This is a genomic window from Rhodococcus sp. GXMU-t2271 (genome assembly GCF_041414735.1).
Lineage (GTDB): Bacteria > Actinomycetota > Actinomycetes > Mycobacteriales > Mycobacteriaceae > Rhodococcus > Rhodococcus indonesiensis.
In genome coordinates this window covers 71,255-88,073 of the sequence record NZ_JAUIZP010000038.1, presented here as the reverse complement: position 1 = coordinate 88,073, position 16,819 = coordinate 71,255, and the positions used below count along the sequence as shown (strand labels likewise).

The following is a 16,819-nucleotide window of genomic DNA, read 5'->3' as shown; positions in this document are numbered from 1 at the left end:
ATGACCGCGTCCACGCTGCACGCCTCGGCCGTCGACCGGCTGCAGGCCTGGCGGACCGATTCGGCGGACGCGGAGTCGCTGCGGCACACCATGCTCGCATTTCTCGACGCCGCCCCCGAGGGATGTCTGCGCCGGCACGTCCCCGGACACGTCACGGCGTCGTCGCTCGTGCTCGATGCCGACCGGCGGCACGTGCTGCTGACCCTGCATCCCCGGGTGGGACGGTGGATCCAGCTCGGTGGGCACTGCGAGGAATCCGACGAGACGGTCGTCGACGCGGCGCTGCGGGAGGCGACCGAGGAGTCCGGAATCGCGGATCTGACCATCGACCCGGGACTGCTCTCCGCGCACACCCACCCGATCACCTGCTCGCTCGGCCGCCCGACCCGGCACCTCGACCTGCGGTTCCTCGTCGTCGCGCCACCGGGAGCCGTAGCCGTCCGGAGCACGGAATCGACGGACCTGCGATGGTGGCCCGTCGACGCGCTGCCGCCCGAGGCCGAGCACGACACCCTCGGGCACCTGCTCGCTCTCGCGGGCGCACGCTTCCGGGCGGCCGGTTAGACCGGTTGCAGCGTGGGGCGTTTCGGCGCGACACCGTCCCCGGAGGACGTGCCGCGCACGCGCCGCCCGAGCCAGGGAATCAGGAATTCCCGCGCCCACCGGCGGTCCTCGGCCCGTTTCGCCGCGGACACCACCGGCGCGGCCTCGAACTCGGCCGGAGTGAGCGTGTGTGCCGCGCCGAGGAGATCGAGCACGCGGATCGCCATGTTCCGGTGCCCGGCCGCCGACATGTGGAGCCGGTCGAAATCCCACATCCGCAGGTCGCGGTACTCCGCGAAACGCCAGAAGTCGACGATCGTCGCACCGTGCCGGTCGGCGATCTCGCGGACGAGCTCGTTGTAGACGGCCCAGCGCCCGCGCAGGATCCGGAACACCGGCGCCCAGCTGCCGTCGTAGGCCGTCCACACGAGCACCCGGGCACCCGTCGCAGCGAGCTTGCCGACCGCCTCGTCGTACTCGGCGGCCAGCGCGTCGAGATCGAGCTTCGGGCGCATCAGGTTGTTGCCGCCGGCATAGATCGTCACCAGGTCGGGCCGCATCGCCACGGCCGCGTCGAGCTGTTCGTCGAGGATCGGGCGCAGCAGTCGTCCGCGCACGGCGAGGTTGGCGTATCCGAATCCCGGGTTGTCGCGGGCGAGTTCCTCGGCGACGAGATCCGCCCAGCCCCGCAACCCGTTGGGCCGGGCCGGATCCGGGTCCCCGACGCCTTCGGTGAACGAATCCCCCAGTGCCACATACCGTTCGAACTTCACTGCGGATCCCCCCGTGCTATACGTCGGTGCTGAAACGGATCCCGCCGTCGGGGATCTGCACCCCGGGCCAGACCCGGGCGCCACGCAGCAGCTCGCAGCGCGCCCCGATGTCGGCACCGTCGCCGATGACGCCGTCGCGGATCAGGGCGCGGGGGCCGACGCGGACCCCGAATCCGATGATGGACCGCTCGATCACCGCCCCGGCCTCGACCCGCGCGCCGTCGAAGATCACCGCACCGTCCAGACGCGCGCCGGCACCGATCTCGGCACCGCGGCCGACGACCGTGCCACCGATCAGCAGGGCGCCGGGCGCGACGGAGGCACCGGGATGGACGAGGGATTCGCCCCGCTGCCCACCGAGGGCCGGCGACGGCGCGATACCCCGCACCAGATCGGCCGAGCCCCGCACGAAGTCCTCCGGTGTGCCCATGTCCCGCCAGTAGGCCGCGTCGACGTGCCCGTACACCCGGCGGCCCTCCGCCAGCAGAGACGGAAAGACCTCGCGTTCGACGGACACCGGACGACCCTCGGGGATCGACTCGATGATCTCGCGCTTGAAGACGTAGCAGCCTGCGTTGATCTGGTCCGTCGGCGGATCCTGCGTCTTCTCCAGGAATGCGGTGACCCGGCCTTCCTCGTCGGTGGGCACACACCCGAACGCACGCGGGTCGCCCACGCGCACCAGATGCAGCGTCACGTCGGCGTCGGTGCGCAGGTGGGTGTCGAGCACCGCGCCGAGATCCGTTCCCCCGAGAACGTCACCGTTGAAGACCATGACGTTGTCGGCCCGCAACCTCGGCAGGACGTTGCGGATGCCGCCGCCGGTGCCCAGCGGCTCGGCCTCGGTGACGTACTCGATCTCGAGTCCCAGTTCGGAGCCGTCACCGAAGTAGTCCTCGAAGACCTCCGCCTTGAACGAGGTACCGAGCACCACGTGCTTGATGCCGGCCGCACGGATGCGGGTGAGCAGATGCGTCAGGAACGGCACGCCGGCGGTGGGCAGCATCGGCTTCGGCGCGGACAGCGTCAGCGGCCGCAGCCGGGTTCCCTGTCCGCCCACCAGGATCACCGCATCGGTGTGCGGCGCAGCATCGTTCGTCATCGTGTCCCCTGTTCCGTGGTGTTACCCGCCTCGGCTGTCCGCGCCCGTTCGCGCGCCGCCGCGGCCACCGACATCCTCGACCGGGCGGCGAGCCCGGCCCGCAGCGTCCATCGCAGCGGTGCCTGCCACCGATGCGGGTGCCGGTCCGCCTGGAACCGGTAGGCGCTCTCGTGGTGGGCCGGAAGCATGAGTTCGGGATGCCGGCCGGCAGCGTGCCCTTTCGCGTGCGTGACCTCCGCCGAGGGCACGTACACGTTGAGCCAGCCCGCCCGGCCGAACCGGTCGCCGAGATCGACGTCCTCCATGTACATGAAATAGCGCGAGTCGAAGCCGTCGACCGCGTCGAAAGCCGCCCGCCGCACCAGCAGGCACGAGCCGGACAGCCATCCCACCGGCCGCTCCGACACGGATTCGTTCTCCTGCCGGTACCGCTGCGTCCACGGGTTCTTCGGCCACACCGTGCCGAGCAGCGCGTGCCCCGCGCCGGAGACCAGCCCGGGCACCGATCGCGCCGACGGATAGACGGTGCCGTCGGGCTCGTGGATCAGCGGGCCCAGGGACGCGGCCCGCGGCCAGCGACGCGCCCCCTCGAGCAGCCGGTCCAGCGACCCGGGCCCCCAGCGCACGTCGGGATTGGCGACGACGACGAACTCCTCCGCCGGGTCGACCTCCGCGACGGCCCGGTTCACGGCCCCGCCGTAGCCGATGTTGCCGCCGGTGTGCAGCAGCCGCACGTTCGGGTGCCGCGCGGCGGCCTCTTCCGGAGCGCCGTCGGTGGACCCGTTGTCCGCCAGGATCACCCGGGTGGGCAGGGTCGTCGCGCCGGTCAGCGAGGTCAGGAAGTGCTCCAGATGCTCACCGGGCGAGTAGGTCACCGTCACCACGGTCAGCGTCGAACTCACGCCGTCACCTTAGCCGCCGGCCGCGGCCGCGCCGAATCACGCCCGGGCCCGTAGGGCGCCGATCGCGGCATGCAGGGCCGGCCGCCACGGCCGGAGCGGCGTCAGCCCGGTGGCGGCCCATGCGCTGCCGTCGAGGACGGAGTACGCCGGACGGGGTGCGGGCCGCACGAACTCGTCGCTGCCGCACGGCTGCACACGGCTCGGGTCGGCGCCCGCCTCGGCGAACACTGCCCGGGCGAGATCGAACCAGCTCGCCTCCCCGGAGTTCGTCGCGTGCAGGATCCCGCCGGGCACCGTGCCCGCGCGGGCGGCGAGTTCGAGGATCCCGTCGGCGAGATCGGCGGCGTAGGTGGGGCAGCCCACCTGGTCGTCGACGACGCGCACCGTGTCGCGTTCGCGTTCGAGCCGGAGCATGGTGGCGACGAAGTCGTTGCCGTCGCCGGTGTAGAGCCACGCGGTGCGCACCACGTGGGCGCCCGGTAGCCGGTCGAGCACCGCCCGCTCCCCGGCGAGCTTGGTCCGGCCGTAGACGGTGCGGGGCCCCGTCGGATCGTCGACCCGGTACGGGCGGTTCCCGTCGCCGGCGAACACGTAGTCGGTGGACACGTGGATCAGGTGCGCACCGGCGGCGGCGCATGCGGCGGCCAGGTTGGCAGGGCCGTGCTCGTTGACCGCGGCGGCGTCCTCGGGATGCGTCTCGGCCGCGTCCACCGCGGTGTAGGCGGCGCAGTTGAGCACGACGGCGCCGGGTTCGACGAGCGCGGCCACGGCGCCGGGATCGGTGATGTCCGCCTCCTCCGACCCGACGCCCCGGATCCGGAGGCCGGCCGCGGCGCCGCGGGCGAGCAGGTGACGGCCCAGTTGTCCGCGGGCTCCGGTGACGAGAACGGTCTGCACGGGCACGAGTGTGGCATGCCGCGGCGGCTGTCACCCGGTACGAGCCGGGCACGCCGCCGCGACGGGTGCCACAACGGCCGCCGTCTCGGCAGTAGCCTGAGTGCGACCGCCGACGCCCGACGAGAGGACCGCCAGGTGCCGCCAGAACCGCCCACACGCCGAGCTCCGGCGCGCGACGCGGGGGGAGGATCGGGGGTCCTGCGCGGTCGGCCGCTGCGGATCGCCGTCGCCGTCGCCGCGGCGCTCACCCTGGTCGCCACCGGCGTCGCGTGGCGCGGTGTCGATTCGCTGCGGTCCTCCCTCGCCACCGTGGGTGGGCTCACCCTGGGGGACGGCCGGGACGGCGCCCTCGACATCCTGCTGGTGGGCACCGACAGCCGCACCGACGCCCACGGCAATCCACTGTCCCAGCGCGAACTCGACGCGCTGCGGGCCGGCGAGGAAGTGGCCAACAACACCGACACGATCATCCTGATCCGGGTACCGCTCGACGGCACCTCGGCGACCGCCGTCTCGATCCCCCGCGACACCTACGTCGAGGTGCCCGACATCGGCATGTCGAAGATCAACGCCGCGTTCGGTGCCACCAAGGAGACCGAGCGGCTGCGACTCGTCGAGGCGGGTGAGTCCGACGCGGCTGCCGAGAAGGCGGCCACGCAGGCGGGCCGGGAGGCGCTGGTCGAGTCGGTGGCCGACCTGACCGGCATCACCGTCGACCACTATGCCGAGGTCGGCCTGCTCGGGTTCGTGCTGCTCACCGATGCCGTCGGCGGCGTCGACGTCTGTCTGAACAACGCGGTCGACGAGCCGCTGTCCGGGGCGAACTTCCCCGCAGGTGAGCAGACCCTCGACGGTGCGGACGCCCTGAGCTTCGTCCGGCAGCGCCACGACCTGCCGCGCGGCGACCTGGACCGGATCGTGCGGCAGCAGGTGTTCATGGCGTCGCTCGTGCAGAAGGTGCTCAGCGCGAAGACGCTGAGCAACCCGTCCAAGCTGAATCAACTCAGCGCCGCTGTGCAGCGGTCGGTGGTCCTCGATTCCGACTGGGACATCCTCGACCTGGCCACCCGGATGCAGGACCTGGCCGGCGGCGCCGTGCAGTTCTCGACGATCCCAGTCCAGGACCTCAACGCGATGACCGACTACGGCGAATCCGTGGTGCAGGTGGACCCGGAGGAGGTGCGCAGCTTCGTCGCCGACCTCGTCGATCCGGACGACGACGGGTCGCAGTCCACGACGGACCCGGCGCCGGACGTCGAGGCCGGCACGATCACGGTGGACGTCGCGAACGCCGGCGGTGTCGCCGGTCTGGCCTCCCGCGTTGCGGCCGCACTCGTCGGTGACGGCTTCGTCGAGGGCGGTGTGGGCAACCACACCGGCCGCGCGGTGGACGAGTCGACGGTCTTCGCCGCCGACCCCCGGTCCGACCAGGCGCGTGCTGTCGCCGAGGCACTCGGCGGCCTGGCCACCGCCGCCGACCCGTCGCTCGACGCCGACACGGTGCGAGTGGTGCTCACCGAGGACTACGCGGGTCCGGGCGCGGACGCGAGCGTCACCTCCGTGGCCTCCGGATCGGAACTCGTGAGCGCCGGGGCCGCCCCCACATCGGTTCCACCCGGCCCGCCGATCGATGCCGGCTCCACGGGCCCTCGCTGTGTGAACTGAAGGACTGTGTGAACCGAAGGACTGTGTGAACCGAAGGATGAGGACGCCGTGACCACGCTGACCGACACCCTGCTCGATCCGATCCTGGCCGCCGATCCGGCCGGCCCCCGCATCACGTGGTACGACGACGTGTCCGGCGCCCGGATCGAGCTGTCCGCGGTCACCCTCGCGAACTGGGCCGCCAAGACGGCGAACATGGTGCGCGACGAGTTCGGCCTGCTGCCCGGCGGGCGGGTGGCCGTCCTGCTCCCGGCGCACTGGCAGAGTGCCGCGGTCCTGCTCGGCGCGTGGTGGGCCGGTGCCGAGGTGGTGCTCGAACCCGACGACGCGGACCTCGCGCTGGTCACCGTGGACCGTCTCGACGAAGTCGCGGACGCTGCCGAGGTCGCGGTCCTCTCGCTCGACGCCTTCGGCCGGCCCGTGCCGGACCTGCCGGTGGGGGTCACCGACTATGCGACGCACGTGCGCGTGCACGGTGACCAGTTCCGCTCCGCCGGGGACGGCGGGCCGGTGCTCGACGGCCGGACGGCCGACGAGGTCGCGGCGGCAGCCCGGGAGGCCGCCGCGGCCGCAGGCATCACGGGTGCGGACCGGGTGCTCTCGAGCCGCGACTGGAGCACCCCGCAGGCACTGATCGAGGGCCTGCTCGCCGTCCTCGCCGTCGGCGCATCGCTGGTGCAGGTGAGCAATCCGGATCCGGCAGCCACGGACCGGCGGGCCGAGAGCGAGAAGATCACCGCCCGTCTGGACGGTTGACCCCGCCGGTGTAGCCACCGTCGGCGAGGCCGGCCTCGATCTCGAACCGGTTGCGGGCACCGGGACGGCGCAACTCCTCCCGGAGATACCGGATCGCGAACCCGACGCCGTGCCGCGCCCACTGATCGGCGTGGACCGCCTCGTGCCGCAGGATCCGCCGCGACGGTGACCGGCCGGTGAGGAACGCCCCGCCGATCGTCGTACCCGAGCGGGCGTAGCCGCCGCGCATCCCGCTGCAGACGTAGAGACCGAACTCGTCGTCGAAGTCGATGCGGCCGCCCCACGCGCGCGCCCACAGCAGAGCCAGGGCCGTCACCGCGCGCACAGCACGATCCGCGCGGCGCGCGGTCGTCCGCGCGCTCGATTTCGAGCGCGGACGACCGAAACGCGCGCGTACGTGCACGAAGTCAGCCGAGCAGCTTCTGCCGCAACGCGTCGTCCTTCTCGAGCACCATCTGCTCGAGGCCCGCCTGGAACTGTTCCATCCGTTCCCGCAGCGCGGGGTCGGCCGCGCCGAGGATGCGGGCGGCGAGCAGCCCGGCGTTGCGGGCTCCGCCGATGGAGACGGTCGCGACGGGCACCCCGGCGGGCATCTGCACGATCGACAGCAGCGAGTCCATGCCGTCGAGGTACTTCAGCGGCACCGGCACGCCGATCACCGGAAGGGGCGTCGCGGAGGCGACCATGCCCGGCAGGTGCGCGGCGCCGCCCGCACCGGCGATGATCACCTTGATGCCACGTCCGGCGGCGTCGCGGGCGTAGTCGAGCATGCGCTGCGGGGTGCGGTGGGCCGAGACGACCCCCACCTCGAAGCGGATGCCGAACTCGACGAGCGCCTCGGCCGCAGCCTCCATCGTCGGCCAGTCCGAGTCGCTGCCCATGATCAGGCCGACCTGTGCTCCGTCAGTCACCGTGAGAATCCCATCCGTCGGTCCACACTCCGTGCGAGAGCCAGTGCGCCGCGCGCTCCGCGCGTTCGCGCACCGCCGCCACGTACTGCGGGTCGTCGATCGACCCGGTCGCGTCCCCGAGCACGTTGACGTGCCCGATCTTGCGGTCCTTGCGCTCCCCCTTGCCGTAGAGGTGCACATGCACGTCGGGCATCCGGGCGAACAGGTGGTGCAGCCGCTCGTCCATGCTCATCTCGGGCGCTTCGGGGGCGCCGAGCACGTTCGCCATCACCGTCACCGGCGCGATCGGCGACGTGTCGCCGAGCGGGTAGTCCAGCACCGCACGCAGGTGCTGCTCGAACTGGCCGGTGCGGGCGCCGTCCATGCCCCAGTGACCGGAGTTGTGCGGCCGCATCGCGAGTTCGTTGACGATCAGCTCGCCGGTCTCGGTCTCGAAGAGCTCGACGGCCATGACCCCGACCACGCCGAGCTCGGCGGCGATGCGCAGGGCCAGCTGTTCGGCGGCGGCTTCGACGTCGGCCCGCAGGTTCGGGGCGGGCGCGATGACGACGGCGCACTGCCCGTTCAGCTGCACGGTCTCGACCACGGGCCAGCTCGCGCCCTGCCCGAACGGCGAGCGCGCGACCATCGCGGACAGCTCCCGCCGCCACGAGACCTTCTCTTCGGCGATGAGGGGCACCCCGGCGGCGAGTTGCTCCGCGACGATCCGCTGCGCCTCGTCCGCGTCGCCGATGATCCACACCCCGCGACCGTCGTAGCCGCCGCGGGCCGCCTTGATCACGACGGGCCAGCCGTGCTCGTCGCCGAAGGCCGTGAGGTCCTCGACCGAGGTGAGCTCCGCGAACGGCGGCACCGGAGCGCCGAGCTCCGCGAGGCGCCGGCGCATCGCGAGCTTGTCCTGCGCATAGATCAGGGCCTGCGGCGGCGGCTGCACACTGACGCCTTCGCGCTGCAGCACCTCGAGGTGCTCGGTGGGCACATGTTCGTGGTCGAACGTCAAGGCGTGGGCGCCGGTCGCGGCGCTGCGCAACGCGTCGAGGTCGGTGTGGCTGCCGATCACCACGTCGGGGCTGACCCGTGCGGCCGGATCGTCCGGGCTCGCGGCCAGCACCCGCAGGGTCTGGCCGAGCGCGATCGCGGCCTGATGGGTCATGCGGGCGAGCTGACCGCCGCCGACCATCGCGACGACCGGCATACCGGCGGGCAGCGTGCGGGGAGTGTGCGAGGGGGTGTCACCGGCCGCGGGGGCGGGAGTCGCGGCGGCCGAGTCCGGGGGTGTAGCGGTCACGGCTCACCATGGTGTCACAGCGGGCGCCGGGGGTGGCGCCGCGCTCCCACGCGACACCCCCGCGTTCCTGTGGTAAAGCTGATAATCCACCGGCGGGTTCGTGCCTTCGGGCCACGGTTTCGTAGACTCGTCCGGGTGTCTTTCGTCGATGCGGCCGTGAACCGAGTCCCCGAGCCTCTCCGGGGGCTGTTGCTGCGGCACCACGAGTTGATCAAGTTCGCGATCGTCGGTGGCACCACCTTCGTCGTCGACTCGGTCATCTTCTACACCCTCAAGCTCACGGTGCTCGAGGAGAAGCCGGTGACCGCCAAGGTCATCGCCGGGGTGATCGCGGTGATCTGCTCGTACGTCCTCAACCGGGAGTGGTCGTTCAAGAACCGGGGCGGCCGGGAACGGCACCACGAGGCACTGCTGTTCTTCGCCGTCAGCGGCATCGGCGTGGTCCTCAGCTTCATCCCGCTGTGGATCTCGAGCTACGTGTTCGACCTGCGGGTGCCGGACGTCAGTCTCACCGTCGAGAACATCGCCGACTTCGTCAGCGCGTACATCATCGGCAATCTGCTGCAGATGGTGTTCCGGTTCTGGTGCTTCCGCCGCTTCGTGTTCCCCGAGGAGATGAATCCGGACGGGGACGAGGTTCCCGGGCACGAGGAGTTCGCCGAGGAAGGCCTGGGACACTCCTGACCGGGTCCCGCCCTGCCCCCATTGCAGGTCAGGAGCCACTTCCGGTTCAGCGCGGTTCCCGGATCCCCGGGTGGGTGGACTCGTCGCGGGTGGACCCGAGGAACAGTGCGAACAGGGCGGGCCGGCGGCGCTGCAGTTCCAGGCGCCCGCCGTCGGCCTCGGTAAGAGCCCGGGCGAGGGCCAGTCCCACTCCGGTCGAGCCGGTACCGGAGAAGCCGCGGTCGAAGATGTGCGGTGCCAGCTCGTCGCTGACACCGTCCCCCTCGTCGGTGACCTCCACGCACACGGTCGATCCCCCGCCGAGGGTCGAGACCCGCCGCACGGACACCGTGCACGTCCCGTCGCCGTGCATGAGCGCGTTGTCGACCAGCACCGCGACGGCCTCGCGCAGCCGGGATCCGGTCACCCGGCTGCGCAGCGACGGATCTCCGCTCAGGTGCAGTTCCCGCCCCGCCTCCTTGTAGGGGCCGCGCCAGTCCGCGATCACCCCGGTCAGCTCCCCGACGACGGACACCTCGGTGCGCAGCTCGGAACCGCTGTTGCGGGACGCGCGGACCAGTTCGTCGATGGCGGTGGTGAGCCGGTCCACCTGGCGCATCGCTTCCTCGGCTTCCTCGACGACGGCCGGGTCGGTGTGGGTGGACAGCTCGTCGAGACGCAGCCGCACCGCGGTCAGCCGGGACCGCAACTGGTGCGAGACGTCGCCGACGAGGGCGTGCTCCCGCTGCAGGCGGCCGGCGATCTCGACGGTGGCGGCATCGAGGACGTCCGAGACGCGATCGAGTTCGGGGATGCCGTGCCGGCGCGGATCGGGCCGGAAGTCGCCTTCGCCCAGCCGGCGCGCCCGCGCTGCGACGTCGCGCAAGGGATCGGCCAGCCGGCGCGCGGTGACGACGGCGACGACGGCACCGACGGCCACGGACAGCAGCACGAGCAGCGTCACCCCCACGAGGACCTGCCGCTGCAGCAGACGCATGTCCTCGGCCGGCGCCTCGAGTCGCAGGGATCCCGATGTTCCCATCGACAGGGACTCGACGAGGGGGTCGGGCACCGTGGCGGCACCGATGTCGAGCCGGGCCGCGGCGTCCTCGGGGGTCGGGTAGACGACGAGGAGGCGGCCGCCGTCGGGCACGACGAGCCGCAGGGAACTGGTGTCGAGTCCGCCGACGACCAGTCCGTCGGCGCCCTCCTGGGCGATGACCTCCGCGGACATGCGCTCGAGCCGGCCCTGCAGGTCGCGGCGTGCGGTGTCCTCGACGAACAGCCAGGCGGTGTAGGCGAGCGGGACTCCGAGCAGCAGGGCCACGAGCAGCGAGCCCGCGAGGACCGCGAACAGGATTCGGCTGCGCACCCCGGCCCCGTCAGTCGGTGTTCAGCCGGAAGCCGACACCGCGGACGGTAGCGATGCGTCGTTCCCCGGCCGGGCCCTCGTCGCCTATCTTGCGGCGCAGCCAGGACATGTGCATGTCGAGGGTCTTGGAACCTCGCAGGTCGGCGTCGCCCCAGACCTCCTGCAGGATGGCATCCCGGGAAACCACCTGGCCGGCATGCTCGAGCAGCACCCGCAGCAGTTCGTATTCCTTGTTGGCGAGGGTGACCTCGGAGCCGTCGACGAGCACGCGCCGGGCCGCCCGTTCGAGCCGGATCCCGGAGACCTCGACGACGTCCTCGGACTCGCCACCCCCGCGGCGGCGCAGCAGCGCCCGGACGCGGGCCATGAGCTCGGCGAGCCGGAAGGGCTTGCCGACGTAGTCGTCGGCGCCGGCGTCGAGACCGACGACGAAGTCGACCTCGTCGGTGCGGGCGGTGAGCATCAGGACGGCGAGGTCGGAGCGGTGGGCACGGATCTGCCGGCACACTTCGAGACCGTCGATGCCGGGCAGGCCGAGATCGAGGATGAGCAGTTCGTACGCACCGGACAGCGCCCGTTCGAGCGCGTCGGGGCCGGTCTGTTCGACGGTGACGTCGTACCCCTCCCGGCCCAGCGCGCGGGACAGGGGCGCGGCGATGGCTTCGTCGTCTTCGGCGAGCAGGACTGCGGTCACGGATCCAGGGTACGGATCGGGGCCGGGCGCACGGCGCGTTACCAGGCTTTGCGGCCCGGCCCGTCGGGTCTTTCCTCCCGGCCCGGCACCGGGTCGGCGTGGAACGCCTGCTGATACAGCAGGGCATGCACGCGCTGCACGTCGGGGATGTCGTCGAATTCGAGCGGATCGTCGGCCGCGGAGACGATGACGAGGGTGCCGGTGCGCAGGATCCGGTCCAGCAGTCCGTGCCGGAACTGCACGTTGCTGATGCGTCCCATCGGGATGTCGATGCCGGAGTGGGTGAGCACGCCCTGCCGGACGAGAACCCGCCGATCGGTGACGATGAAGTGGGTCGACAACCAGCCGACGAGCGGCGCCAGGCACTGCCAGGCGACGATCGCCGCCCACGCCACCGCGAGCACGATCGTCAGGGTGCTCGCGGTGGAGCCGTCGAGCCGGGCCTGGCTCAGGCCGAGCAGGAATCCGGCGAGTGCGGTGGCGAGCACGAAGATCGCCGCCGGGACGATGAGCATCTTCCAGTGCGGGTGCCGGTGCAGCAGCAGCCGTTCCTCGGCGGCGAGGGCGTCCTCCGGGTATCCCATGCCGGACACGATGGCACAGCCGGGATGCGGGGTGCTCGAGTGCGGGTCAGGGCACCGGGCGCAGGTGGGTGATGTCCCCGGCCGACACCGCGATCGGCTCGCCGCCGTCGTCCGGGGTGATGACGATGCGGCCCTGCTCGTCGATGTCGGCCGCCACGCCGTGCAGCTCCGTGTCGCCGGGCAGCACCGCTCGCACCCGACGGCCGAGCGTGCCGCACCGTTCGCGGTAGGCGGCGGCCGGCCCGGTGACGTCCCAGCCCGCGACGTACCACTGCTGCCAGCGGCGGGCGAGTTCGCGCAGCAGCGCCTCGGCGAGTGCGGTGCGATCGAGATCGGTCGCCCCGGCGAGCGCGAGCGACGTCGCGGTGGGGACCGGCAGCTCGTCCTCGGTGAGCGAGACGTTGAGCCCGATCCCGACCACCACGACGGGCTCGGGATGGGTTCCGGCGACCTCGGCGAGAATTCCGGCCACTTTCCGGCCCCCGACGAGCACGTCGTTGGGCCATTTCAGCTCGGCATCCACCCCGGTGACCGAGCGGATCGCGTCGACGGTCGCGGTGCCGGCCAGCAGTGGCAGCCAGCCCAGATCGGCGAGGTCGATGCCGGGCATGCGCAGCAGCACCGAGACGATCACCTGGGCGCGGGGAACGCCGGCCCATCCCCGCGAGTGCCGGCCCCGGCCGCCGTGCTGGAACTCGGCGAGCAGCACGCGGCGGTCGGTGCCGGGGTCGCGGGCGGCCGCGAGCAGGTCGGCGTTGGTGGAGGCGGTCTCGGTGACCACGTCGAGGCGCCGGTAGAACGCGTCGGGATCGGCGCCGCGCACGAGGGCGGCGCGCAACCGCTCGGCGTCGAGTTCGTGTCGCGCCGGCGTGGGGCCGACGGGCGGACGCTGCGGTTCGGGTTCGGTGGGCATCCGCACAGCCTAGGATGGGCGGCGAAACGTACTGGCCGGTAGCTTCAGTTCAATGATTCAACACAAGCGGGGCCTCGGTGCGCGCTCGCTCACTGACGCTCGCTAAGCTCATGGCTCATGACCACTGTCCAGGAGCCGTCCGCGCCCGAGGCGGCGAGCACGCCCGATATCCACACGACCGCCGGCAAGCTGGCGGACCTGCGCAATCGCCAGGCTCAGGCGCAGGCCCCGAGCGGTGCGGCCGCCGTCGAGAAGGTGCACGCGAAGGGCAAGCTCACGGCCCGTGAGCGCATCGAAGCGCTGCTCGACGAAGGCTCGTTCGTCGAGCTCGACCAGCTTGCCCGCCATCGCAGCACCAACTTCGGCCTGGCCGAGAACCGGCCGGTCGGCGACGGCGTCGTCACCGGCTACGGCACCGTCGACGGCCGCGACGTGTGCGTGTTCTCGCAGGACGCGACCGTGTTCGGCGGCAGCCTCGGCGAGGTCTACGGCGAGAAGATCGTCAAGGTCATGGACCTCGCGCTGCGGACCGGTCGTCCGCTGATCGGCATCAACGAGGGCGCCGGTGCGCGCATCCAGGAAGGTGTCGTCTCCCTCGGCCTCTACGGCGAGATCTTCCACCGCAACGTGCAGGCCTCCGGCGTCATCCCGCAGATCTCGCTGATCATGGGCCCGGCCGCCGGCGGACACGTCTACTCCCCCGCCCTGACCGACTTCGTGGTGATGGTCGACCAGACCAGCCAGATGTTCGTCACCGGACCCGACGTCATCAAGACCGTCACCGGTGAGGACGTCACCATGGAGGATCTCGGCGGCGCCCACACGCACATGGTCAAGTCCGGGGTCGCGCACTACGTCGCCGAGGGCGAGCAGGACGCCCTGGACTACGTCAAGGATCTGCTGTCGTACCTGCCGAGCAACAATCAGGCCGCAGCGCCTCGCACGGCACCGACCGACCCGATCGTCGGCTCGATCGAGGACTCGCTCACCGAGGAGGATCTCGAGCTCGACACCTTGATCCCGGACTCGCCGAACCAGCCCTACGACATGCACGAGGTGATCCGTCGCCTGCTCGACGACGACGAGTTCCTCGAGGTGCAGGCCGAGCGCGCCCAGAACATCATCGTCGGCTTCGGCCGCGTCGACGGCCGCAGCGTCGGCATCGTCGCCAACCAGCCCACCCAGTTCGCGGGCTGCCTGGACATCGACGCCTCGGAGAAGGCCGCGCGTTTCGTGCGCACCTGCGACGCGTTCAACGTCCCGATCGTCACCCTCGTCGACGTGCCGGGCTTCCTGCCGGGCACCGAGCAGGAGTACAACGGCATCATCCGCCGCGGCGCGAAGCTGCTGTACGCGTACGGCGAGGCCACCGTGGGCAAGATCACCGTCATCACGCGCAAGGCCTACGGCGGCGCGTACGACGTGATGGGCTCGAAGCACATGGGTGCGGATGTCAACCTGGCCTGGCCGACTGCGCAGATCGCCGTGATGGGCGCCTCCGGTGCCGTCGGATTCGTCTACCGCAAGCGCCTTCTCGAAGCGGCCAAGAACGGCGAGGACGTCGACGCGCTGCGCCTCGAGCTGCAGAACGAGTACGAGGACACCCTGGTGAATCCGTACGTCGCCGCCGAGCGCGGGTACGTCGACGCGGTCATCCCGCCGTCGCACACGCGCGGACAGATCGTGGCGGCCCTGCGGCTGCTCAAGCGCAAGATGGTCACGCTTCCGCCGAAGAAGCACGGGAACATCCCCCTCTGACGGCCACACGGCCGAGACCATCCCGGCCGGTTCGGTTCCGCCGAGCCGGCCGGGCCACGACCCACGAGAGGGACGACATGACTTCGAACGCGCAGCGCGCCCGCTCCCGCGCCCTGCCCGCCGCCTCCGGTAGCCTCCCGGGAGGTGTGTTGTGACTGCGGTAGCTGAGGAGAAGACCATCATCGACACCGAGGTGACCGAGGTCGCAGCGACCGAGTCGGCAGAGGCGGCCGAGTCGACGGCTCCGGCGGCCGAGACCGCCGCCCCCGAGACGTCCGCCGCGATCCGGATCGTCAAGGGCAACCCCTCGGACGTCGAGATCGCCGCGCTGGTCGCGGTGCTCGCCGCGGCCGCCGGGTCAGCCGCCCCGGCAGCGGACGACCGCCCGCGCGAGACCTGGGGCGATCCCACCCGGATGCACCGCCGGACGGCGCCGTTCTCGCCGTACTCGTACCCGAACCTGGGCTGATCGTGGCCAGGCTGGTGCTCGCGTCGGCGTCCCCGGCCCGGCTGTCCGTGCTGCGCTCGGCCGGCGTCGACCCGATCGTGCGGGTCTCGGCGGTGGACGAGGATGCGCTGATCGCCGAGCTCGGTCCCGGCGCGGCCCCCGACGTGGTGGTCACCGAACTCGCGAGGGCCAAGGCGGCGGACGTCGTGCCGACCCTCGCGCGCGACGGTCTCGGTGACGACACCCTCGTCGTGGGCTGCGACTCGATGCTGCTGGTCGACGGGCAGCTCCAGGGCAAGCCGGGCACGGTGGAGGTCGCACGCGAGCGCTGGCGGACGATGGCGGGCCGCAGCGCCGACCTGCTCACCGGCCACAGCGTCCTGCGTCTGCGTGACGGTGAGGTCGTCGCCCGCGCCGCCGGGCACAGCAGCACCACCGTCCACTTCGGCCGCCCCACCGACGCCGACCTCGAGGCGTACCTGGCCAGCGGCGAGCCCCTGCAGGTGGCGGGGGCGTTCACGCTCGACAGCCTCGGCGGGTGGTTCGTCGAGCGCGTCGAGGGCGACCCCTCGTCGGTGATCGGGATCGGCCTGCCGCTGGTGCGACAGCTGCTGGCCGAGGTGGGCGTGTCGGTGGCGCAGCTGTGGGCGTCGAACACCGCCGACGCCCCTTCTATTTAGGTTTGCCTTCCCTTAACATCGGGACATGAGCGATTCCTCTGCCCTGCCCATGTCCGAACGCGACTCCGCCCACCTCCCCGGCCACTGGCTGCTCGCTCGCCTCGGCAAACGCGTGCTGCGTCCCGGCGGCGCGGGCACGACCACGCGGCTGCTCGCCGATGCGGGCATCGCGGGCAGCGACGTCGTCGAACTCGCTCCCGGCCTCGGGCGGACCGCGCGGGAGATCCTGGCTTCGGCGCCGCGCTCGTACACCGGTGTCGAGCACGACGAGACCGCCGCGGAGCTGACCCGCGACGCGATCGGCGACCGCGGCCGCTGCGTCGTCGCGGACGCCGCGGCCACGGGCCTTCCCGATGCGGGCGCCGACGTCGTCGTCGGCGAAGCGATGCTCACCATGCAGACCGACGCCGCCAAGGCACGCATCGTCGCCGAGGCCGCGCGCACGCTCCGCCCCGGAGGCCGGTACGCGATCCACGAGCTCGCCCTTGTGCCCGACGAGCTCGACGACACGGTGAAGACCGAGATCCGGCAGGGTCTGGCCCGCTCCATCAAGGTCAACGCCCGTCCGCTCACCGTCGCCGAGTGGCGGACCCTGCTCACCGACGCCGGTCTGAGCGTCGACGTCGTGCGGCTCGCCCCGATGGCGTTGCTGCGGCCGGCCCGGTTCGTCGCCGACGAGGGCGTCCTCGGCACCCTGCGCTTCGTACGCAACGTGCTGCGCGACGGCGACGCCCGCAAGCGGGTGCTGGGCATGCGTGCGACGTTCACGACGTACCGAAAGTCGATCGCGGCCGTGGCAATCGTCGCGACCAAGCCGCGGTAGGGCAATCGTCGCGACCAAGCCGCGGTAGGGCAATCGTCGCGACCAAG

Annotated in this window: 19 protein-coding genes; 8 read left to right on the top strand and 11 right to left on the bottom strand. The window is 71.8% G+C overall.

The window, feature by feature from the left end:
* Positions 1–564: an NUDIX hydrolase gene (locus tag QYS60_RS15510; protein ID WP_371383589.1), complete on the top strand. Its 564-nt coding sequence runs from the start codon at positions 1–3 to the stop codon at positions 562–564.
* Here the strand turns inward: QYS60_RS15510 and QYS60_RS15505 are convergent.
* The 4 genes from QYS60_RS15505 to rfbD are packed head-to-tail and all read right to left on the bottom strand — an operon-like array spanning position 561 to position 4,217.
* The gene (locus tag QYS60_RS15505; RefSeq protein WP_371383588.1) at positions 561–1,316 is read right to left on the bottom strand and encodes an SGNH/GDSL hydrolase family protein; all 756 of its coding nucleotides are present in this window, start codon (positions 1,314–1,316) and stop codon (positions 561–563) included. The two genes, QYS60_RS15510 and QYS60_RS15505, sit on opposite strands and share 4 nt — an antisense overlap.
* A gap of 16 nt (positions 1,317–1,332) precedes the next feature.
* The gene (locus QYS60_RS15500) at positions 1,333–2,418 is read right to left on the bottom strand and encodes a sugar phosphate nucleotidyltransferase (RefSeq protein ID WP_010594761.1); all 1,086 of its coding nucleotides are present in this window, start codon (positions 2,416–2,418) and stop codon (positions 1,333–1,335) included.
* Positions 2,415–3,320, bottom strand: a complete 906-nt coding sequence (locus QYS60_RS15495; RefSeq protein WP_289381646.1) for a glycosyltransferase family 2 protein — start codon at positions 3,318–3,320, stop codon at positions 2,415–2,417. The genes QYS60_RS15500 and QYS60_RS15495 overlap by 4 nt, the downstream gene beginning before the upstream one ends.
* 36 nt (positions 3,321–3,356) lie before the next feature.
* Positions 3,357–4,217 (bottom strand): dTDP-4-dehydrorhamnose reductase, encoded by an 861-nt coding sequence (gene rfbD, locus QYS60_RS15490; RefSeq protein ID WP_054374220.1) that lies wholly within the window; start codon positions 4,215–4,217, stop codon positions 3,357–3,359.
* 135 nt (positions 4,218–4,352) lie between these two features.
* Here rfbD and QYS60_RS15485 point away from each other — a divergent pair, with 135 nt between their 5' ends.
* Both QYS60_RS15485 and QYS60_RS15480 read left to right on the top strand, forming a co-directional pair.
* On the top strand, positions 4,353–5,882 hold the full coding sequence (locus QYS60_RS15485) for an LCP family protein (protein WP_371383587.1): 1,530 nt from the start codon (positions 4,353–4,355) through the stop codon (positions 5,880–5,882).
* Positions 5,883–5,930: 48 nt separating this feature from the next.
* Positions 5,931–6,638, top strand: coding sequence for a TIGR03089 family protein (locus QYS60_RS15480; protein ID WP_289381644.1), 708 nt, complete (start codon positions 5,931–5,933; stop codon positions 6,636–6,638).
* Here the strand turns inward: QYS60_RS15480 and QYS60_RS15475 are convergent.
* From QYS60_RS15475 to QYS60_RS15465, 3 genes are all read right to left on the bottom strand, one after another.
* Entirely contained in the window at positions 6,616–6,963 is a 348-nt protein-coding gene (locus QYS60_RS15475) for a hypothetical protein (RefSeq protein ID WP_003939091.1), read from the bottom strand. The genes QYS60_RS15480 and QYS60_RS15475 overlap by 23 nt on opposite strands.
* A gap of 82 nt (positions 6,964–7,045) precedes the next feature.
* Positions 7,046–7,549: a 5-(carboxyamino)imidazole ribonucleotide mutase gene (gene purE / locus QYS60_RS15470; protein WP_274521200.1), complete on the bottom strand. Its 504-nt coding sequence runs from the start codon at positions 7,547–7,549 to the stop codon at positions 7,046–7,048.
* Positions 7,542–8,837 carry a 5-(carboxyamino)imidazole ribonucleotide synthase gene (locus tag QYS60_RS15465; RefSeq protein ID WP_371383586.1) on the bottom strand — a complete coding sequence of 432 codons (1,296 nt, stop codon included), beginning with the start codon at positions 8,835–8,837 and terminating at the stop codon, positions 7,542–7,544. The genes purE and QYS60_RS15465 overlap by 8 nt, the downstream gene beginning before the upstream one ends.
* Positions 8,838–8,972: 135 nt before the next feature.
* Here QYS60_RS15465 and QYS60_RS15460 point away from each other — a divergent pair, with 135 nt between their 5' ends.
* A complete protein-coding gene (locus QYS60_RS15460) occupies positions 8,973–9,521 on the top strand; it encodes a GtrA family protein (RefSeq protein ID WP_054372189.1) in 549 nt (182 codons plus the stop codon).
* Positions 9,522–9,567: 46 nt separating this feature from the next.
* On the opposite strand, the gene QYS60_RS15455 is transcribed toward QYS60_RS15460, so the two are convergent.
* Genes QYS60_RS15455 through QYS60_RS15440 form a run of 4 tightly spaced genes read right to left on the bottom strand, consistent with a single transcriptional unit; the run spans position 9,568 to position 13,063 of the window.
* Positions 9,568–10,872 (bottom strand): HAMP domain-containing sensor histidine kinase, encoded by a 1,305-nt coding sequence (locus QYS60_RS15455; RefSeq protein ID WP_054372188.1) that lies wholly within the window; start codon positions 10,870–10,872, stop codon positions 9,568–9,570.
* Between the two features lie 10 nt (positions 10,873–10,882).
* Positions 10,883–11,566 (bottom strand): response regulator transcription factor, encoded by a 684-nt coding sequence (locus QYS60_RS15450; RefSeq protein ID WP_054372187.1) that lies wholly within the window; start codon positions 11,564–11,566, stop codon positions 10,883–10,885.
* 38 nt (positions 11,567–11,604) lie between these two features.
* Positions 11,605–12,150, bottom strand: a complete 546-nt coding sequence (locus QYS60_RS15445) for a PH domain-containing protein (RefSeq protein WP_289382218.1) — start codon at positions 12,148–12,150, stop codon at positions 11,605–11,607.
* Between the two features lie 46 nt (positions 12,151–12,196).
* Positions 12,197–13,063: a biotin--[acetyl-CoA-carboxylase] ligase gene (locus QYS60_RS15440; RefSeq protein WP_371383585.1), complete on the bottom strand. Its 867-nt coding sequence runs from the start codon at positions 13,061–13,063 to the stop codon at positions 12,197–12,199.
* A gap of 117 nt (positions 13,064–13,180) precedes the next feature.
* Here QYS60_RS15440 and QYS60_RS15435 point away from each other — a divergent pair, with 117 nt between their 5' ends.
* The 4 genes from QYS60_RS15435 (at position 13,181) to QYS60_RS15420 (ending at position 16,772) form a co-directional block, all read left to right on the top strand.
* On the top strand, positions 13,181–14,821 hold the full coding sequence (locus QYS60_RS15435; RefSeq protein ID WP_371383584.1) for an acyl-CoA carboxylase subunit beta: 1,641 nt from the start codon (positions 13,181–13,183) through the stop codon (positions 14,819–14,821).
* A gap of 151 nt (positions 14,822–14,972) precedes the next feature.
* Positions 14,973–15,290 (top strand): acyl-CoA carboxylase subunit epsilon, encoded by a 318-nt coding sequence (locus QYS60_RS15430; RefSeq protein WP_289382215.1) that lies wholly within the window; start codon positions 14,973–14,975, stop codon positions 15,288–15,290.
* A gap of 2 nt (positions 15,291–15,292) precedes the next feature.
* Positions 15,293–15,949 carry a nucleoside triphosphate pyrophosphatase gene (locus tag QYS60_RS15425; protein WP_371383583.1) on the top strand — a complete coding sequence of 219 codons (657 nt, stop codon included), beginning with the start codon at positions 15,293–15,295 and terminating at the stop codon, positions 15,947–15,949.
* A gap of 25 nt (positions 15,950–15,974) precedes the next feature.
* Positions 15,975–16,772: a class I SAM-dependent methyltransferase gene (locus tag QYS60_RS15420; RefSeq protein ID WP_289382211.1), complete on the top strand. Its 798-nt coding sequence runs from the start codon at positions 15,975–15,977 to the stop codon at positions 16,770–16,772.
* Positions 16,773–16,819 lie beyond the last annotated feature (47 nt).

Coding starts and splice junctions, on each gene's coding strand:
- QYS60_RS15420 (WP_289382211.1), top strand. CDS start 15,975: ATGAGCGATTCCTCTGCCCTGCCCATGTCCGAACGCGACTCCGCCCAC.
- QYS60_RS15435 (WP_371383584.1), top strand. CDS start 13,181: ATGACCACTGTCCAGGAGCCGTCCGCGCCCGAGGCGGCGAGCACGCCC.
- QYS60_RS15510 (WP_371383589.1), top strand. CDS start 1: ATGACCGCGTCCACGCTGCACGCCTCGGCCGTCGACCGGCTGCAGGCC.
- QYS60_RS15445 (WP_289382218.1), bottom strand. CDS start 12,150: ATGGGATACCCGGAGGACGCCCTCGCCGCCGAGGAACGGCTGCTGCTG.
- QYS60_RS15440 (WP_371383585.1), bottom strand. CDS start 13,063: ATGCCCACCGAACCCGAACCGCAGCGTCCGCCCGTCGGCCCCACGCCG.
- QYS60_RS15500 (WP_010594761.1), bottom strand. CDS start 2,418: ATGACGAACGATGCTGCGCCGCACACCGATGCGGTGATCCTGGTGGGC.